Origin of the sequence: Streptomyces sp. NPDC048352 (genome assembly GCF_040651895.1) — a bacterium.
Classification (GTDB): domain Bacteria; phylum Actinomycetota; class Actinomycetes; order Streptomycetales; family Streptomycetaceae; genus Streptomyces.
The window spans coordinates 1-4,396 of sequence record NZ_JBEZKZ010000150.1 but is presented as its reverse complement, the minus strand read 5'-3'; the positions used below and the strand labels follow the sequence as shown (position 1 = coordinate 4,396).

Sequence of the window (4,396 nt, the reverse complement as noted above, 5' to 3'; positions counted from 1 at the left end):
CCCCGGGCCCCCGGCGGGCCGGCCGGCCCGGCCGGGAGGGTCATGCGTCGACCGCCTTCAGCTCCCAGCGCAGCTCCTCCACCAGCCGCTTGCCGGTGACCGTCAGCTCCGCCGCCCCCGCCAGCCGGTCCAGCGCGCGGTGGATGCGGTCGGTGCCGCCGGGCTCCTGCGTCCGGGTGGCCCGGCGGTACGCCTCCACCGCGACCCGCTCGTGGACGTCGGCCAGCAGCCGCGACACCGGCACCGGACGCGTCCGCCAGGGCGAGGGGTGCTCCCAGGCCCCGTCCAGCGCGTAGAGGTCGGCCACCTCGGTCAGTGCCCGCAGCCGGGCCCGGCGGCGGCCGGTGAGCAGGGCCAGGGCGGTCTCCCTGACCCCGGCGGCGTACGGCACCCCGAGCGCGCCCGGCCCGTGCCGCCCGGCCTCGCCCCAGCCCCCGGCCCGCGGCCCGCCGGCGAGCGGCGTCAGGGTGCTCAGCCCGGCGGCGGCCGCCCGCGCGAACCCGGGGACGGTGCGGTGCAGCAGTGCCCAGGCCGCGCCGAGGCGACCCCGCCACTCGTCGGCCTCCCCGGAGCCCAGCCGCAGCCGGGGCGGGCGGGCGAAGCAGTTGCGGTACGGGTCCAGGTCCTCCAGCGCCACCGCGGGCTCCCCGGGCCCGGGCGACCAGGTCCGTACGGGCAGCCACCGAGCGTCCCCCGCCGCCGGGCCGAAGCGGTGCTCGGTACGGCCCTCCCGGACGACCGCGTACCCCTCGCCGGTGGCGTGCAGCACGGCGCGGCCCCGCGTACCGGGCTCCCCGAGCCGCAGCAGCCCCAGCGTCGGCAGGTACACCTCCCCGTCCCGGTAGGCCACCTCCGCCGGCAGCCCGAGCCCGCCCCGCAGTACGGCGGCGGCCGCCAGCGCGGCGAGCCTGCGGGCCGCCCCCGGGCCGTCGGGGCGCCCCTCCCGCACGGCGTCCAGGGCCTCCAGCACCCAGGTCCGGGTGAACGGGTGGCCCAGTACGGCGTCCAGCGCGCCCGCGCCCGCCTCCCCGGCCTCCTCCACCCCGGCCAGCAGCTCCCAGGCCCGCGCCCAGCCGGGGTCCCCCGCGAGGTCCCCGTGCAGGCGGGCCAGCAGGACCCGGGTCAGCTCCTCCTGCGCCCGGGCCAGTTCGGCCGGGTCGGCCAGCTCGCGGGCGGTCAGGGCGGCGGCCGTACGCCCCTCGACCCCCTCCACCAGCTCGCGCAGGTCGGAGCAGTAGACGGAGGGGTTGTCGAAGCCGTTGTCCTCGCGGTAGCGGTGCGTGTAGAGCCCGCCCCCGCACGAACGTACGACAGGGCAGCGGCGGCACGTGTCGCTGACGCCCGCGAGCCCCAGCTGCCGGGCCCGGATCCCCGGGTGCGCGGCGACCTCGTCGAAGGTGTGGGCGAAGACGTCGAACCCGGTGGCGGGGGCCCCCTCGAAGGCGCTCTTGAGGGAGTCGGCCTGCTCCAGCGTCCCGTCGGTCTCCACCACGACGAGGTCGGTCGGGGCCAGCCCCAGGGACTCCGTCAGGCTCGGACCGCCGCCCAGCGTCGACAGCAGGGACTCGAAGAGCCGTACCGGCACGGGCCGTTCCAGCTGCTCCCAGCGGTCGAAGACGCGCAGCAGCCAGCGCGCGTACGCGTCGGGCGCGCCGCCGGCGCGCTCCGGCGGGGTCTGCCAGGTGGCGTGCGGCAGCAGGAAGTCCACCCGGGGCGGCTCCAGCGCCACCAGGGCGTCGAGGACGGCGACGGGGTCGTTGGCCACGTCCACGGTGCAGAGCAGGCCCAGGTAGAGGTGGCGGTAGGGCGCGGAGCGCAGCAGTTCCAGGGAGGCCAGGACCAGGGGGTGGCTGGAGCGGCCGTCGGCGAAGCGGCGGTGGCGGTCGTTCGCCGTGCGGTCCCCGTCGAGGGAGACGCCGACCCGGACGCCGTACTCGGCGAAGAGGTCCAGGTAACGGGGGCTCAGCCGCAGCCCGTTGGTGTGGATCCGCAGGTCGAGCTCGGCCGTACCGGCGAGGGCGCCGGTGAACTCCTCGCACACGAGGCGCAGCCGCTCGGGGCCGGCCAGCAGGGGTTCCCCTCCGTGGAGGATCACCGTGACGGAGGGGAGTGCATGGTCACGGGCATGTTCGGCGAGCCGCGACGCGGTCTGGGAAATGACCCCGGGGGAGATCACCTTCGGCCGGGCTCGCCAGCTCTGGTCTGCGTGTTCGTAGACATAGCAATGATCACAAGCAAGATCGCATCTGCTGTGAACCTTCAGGACGATCTCGCGGAATGCGATCGGGCCGGTCATTCCACCAGTCTAGAGCTCGTGACGCACCGTCAGAGGGCGGAGTTGAAGATCGGTGACTGAATGCGACGGCCGGATTCCGCGGGGAGCACGCGCTCGAGCGCCGCGGCCGCCGGGGCGCTGCGGACGTCGATCTTCGCGAGCGGGACGCGACGGTCCTTGACCGTGCTGGTCGGGGGGGTTGCGGAAGTGTTCACGACACCGTCCTCGGGGAGGCCATCTGAAATGGGAGGGGAAGACATCAGCGCGTTGCTGCCGTCAAGCGTGGACTTTACTCGTCCCCACCCCATTGGCAACCGAGACATGACGCCTGGTCAAGCGTTCTATGGAAAGCGTGGAGCAATAATCGAGGGGGTGCATTCGGCCGTTTGCCGCACGGCCCGGTCCCGTTCTCCCGGAGCCCGCGCCGGACGCCGTCGGCGCAGGTCGGTAGGTTGGGACGCATGGCCCACGCACCCGTTGTCCTGCTGCTGTCCGGAAGCCTGCGCGCCGGTTCCACCAACGAGACCGTGCTGCGCACCGCGCGCTCCGTCGCCGCCGAGGCCACCCCGCCGCTGCGCACCGTCCTCTACGACGGCCTGGGCGGCCTGCCCCACTTCAACCCCGACGACGACACCGACCCGCTGCCGGCCCCGGTGGCCGGGCTGCGCGCGGCGATCGCGGAGGCTTCGGCGGTGCTGATCTGCGCCCCGGAGTACGCGGGCGGCCTGCCCGGCTCGTTCAAGAACCTGCTGGACTGGACGGTGGGCGGCACCGAGATCTGCGACAAGCCCGTGGCATGGGTGAACGCCGCCGCCCCCGGCCGCGGCGGCGGCGCCGAGGCCGCGCTGCGGACGGTGCTGGGCTATACGGGCGCAGCCGTCGTGGACCCGGCCTGCGCGCGGATCCCGGTGGACCGGCAGGCGGTGGGCGCCGACGGGACCCTCGCCGACCCCGCCGCGCGCGAACGCCTCGCGGGGGTGCTCGCCCTGCTGGTGGAAGCGGCCGGGTGAGCGGCCTCAGGCGGGCTGCTGTTCGCCCAGCGGCTCGCGCAGCAGCCAGTTGAGTACGCCGGGCAGCGCGCGCAGGGCCGCGAAGTGGGCGGCGGAGGGGTCGATGGTGGTGGTGGCGCCGGGGATGCGGCGGGCCAGCCAGCGCGAGTGGCCCACGGGGGAGAAGACGTCGAGCTCCCCGTGCCACAGCAGTACGGGGCAGCGGATGCCGGCGGGGTCGAACCCCCAGGGGCTGCTGAAGGCGAGGATGTCGTCGATCCATCCGTACGCGGAAGTGCGCACGCCCTCGCGGTAGTTGCGCAGCAGCATCGACCGCAGGCCGGCGTCCGAGACGATCATGCGGTCGCTGGCGGTCAGCTCCCGGCGCAGTTCGTCCAGGAGCCGGCCGGGGTCCCTGGCGATGCCGGCGGCGCGCGGGATCAGGCGGGCCGCCAGTTCCTCGGGGTCGTCGGTGGCGGTGGTGTACTCCCGTACGTTCGAGGCGGCCATCCCGGCGAACCAGTCCAGGTCCTCCGCGTCCCTGGGGGCGATCGGGACCAGGGCCGCCGTCCGGGTGACGCGCTCGGGCAGCAGGGCGGCGCAGGCCAGCGCGCCGGGCGCGCCGCCCGAGCGGCCGGCCACGGCGAAGGTGTCCAGCCCGAAGGCGTCGGCGATCGCGGCCACGTCATGGGCCACGTCGGCGACGGTGCGGCCCGGGTGGCGTTCGGAGCCGCCGTAGCCGGGCCGGTCGTAGGCGATGAGCTGCATCCGCCGCTGGTAGAGGACCATCCCGCGGGGCGCCGGGCCGAGCCTGCTGCCGGGCATGCCGTGGAGCAGGAGGACGGGCTTGCCGTCCGGGTCGCCCCAGCGTTCCGCCATCAGGGCACGTCCGTCGGCGGTGCGCACCTCTTTGCGCACGCGCTCCCTCCCTCACGTCCGGCGCGGGCAGTGAGGCCGATTGTGCTCCCCGGGAGGGGAGCGCGGTAGGGCGCACTCGCGGGCGGTTTCCCGCGGGGGCGTCCGGGGCGGGACCGGCCGCGCGACCTGGCGGCGGAGGCCGCCTCCTCGGGGACGGGCCCGGTGCGGGTCGCGGTCGTGGCGGCCGACGCGGACGAGCTGGCCGCCCGGCTGG

The 4,396-nt window shown here is 75.7% G+C and carries 4 protein-coding genes; 1 reads left to right on the top strand and 3 read right to left on the bottom strand.

What is annotated here, in order from left to right:
• Positions 1 to 40: 40 nt before the first annotated feature.
• Together fxsB and AB0D45_RS34570 are read right to left on the bottom strand one after the other, a co-directional pair.
• Positions 41 to 2,296 carry a radical SAM/SPASM protein FxsB, inactivated metallohydrolase extension form gene (gene fxsB / locus AB0D45_RS34575; RefSeq protein WP_362466615.1) on the bottom strand — a complete coding sequence of 752 codons (2,256 nt, stop codon included), beginning with the start codon at positions 2,294 to 2,296 and terminating at the stop codon, positions 41 to 43.
• Between the two features lie 29 nt (positions 2,297 to 2,325).
• Positions 2,326 to 2,490, bottom strand: coding sequence for a hypothetical protein (locus AB0D45_RS34570; RefSeq protein WP_362466612.1), 165 nt, complete (start codon positions 2,488 to 2,490; stop codon positions 2,326 to 2,328).
• A 246-nt stretch (positions 2,491 to 2,736) separates the two neighbouring features.
• Between AB0D45_RS34570 and AB0D45_RS34565 the strand changes: the two genes are divergently transcribed.
• Entirely contained in the window at positions 2,737 to 3,285 is a 549-nt protein-coding gene (locus AB0D45_RS34565; protein ID WP_361611122.1) for an NADPH-dependent FMN reductase, read from the top strand.
• Positions 3,286 to 3,291: 6 nt separating this feature from the next.
• Here AB0D45_RS34565 and AB0D45_RS34560 read toward each other — a convergent pair whose 3' ends face one another.
• Positions 3,292 to 4,182, bottom strand: a complete 891-nt coding sequence (locus tag AB0D45_RS34560; RefSeq protein WP_361611120.1) for an alpha/beta hydrolase — start codon at positions 4,180 to 4,182, stop codon at positions 3,292 to 3,294.
• Positions 4,183 to 4,396 lie beyond the last annotated feature (214 nt).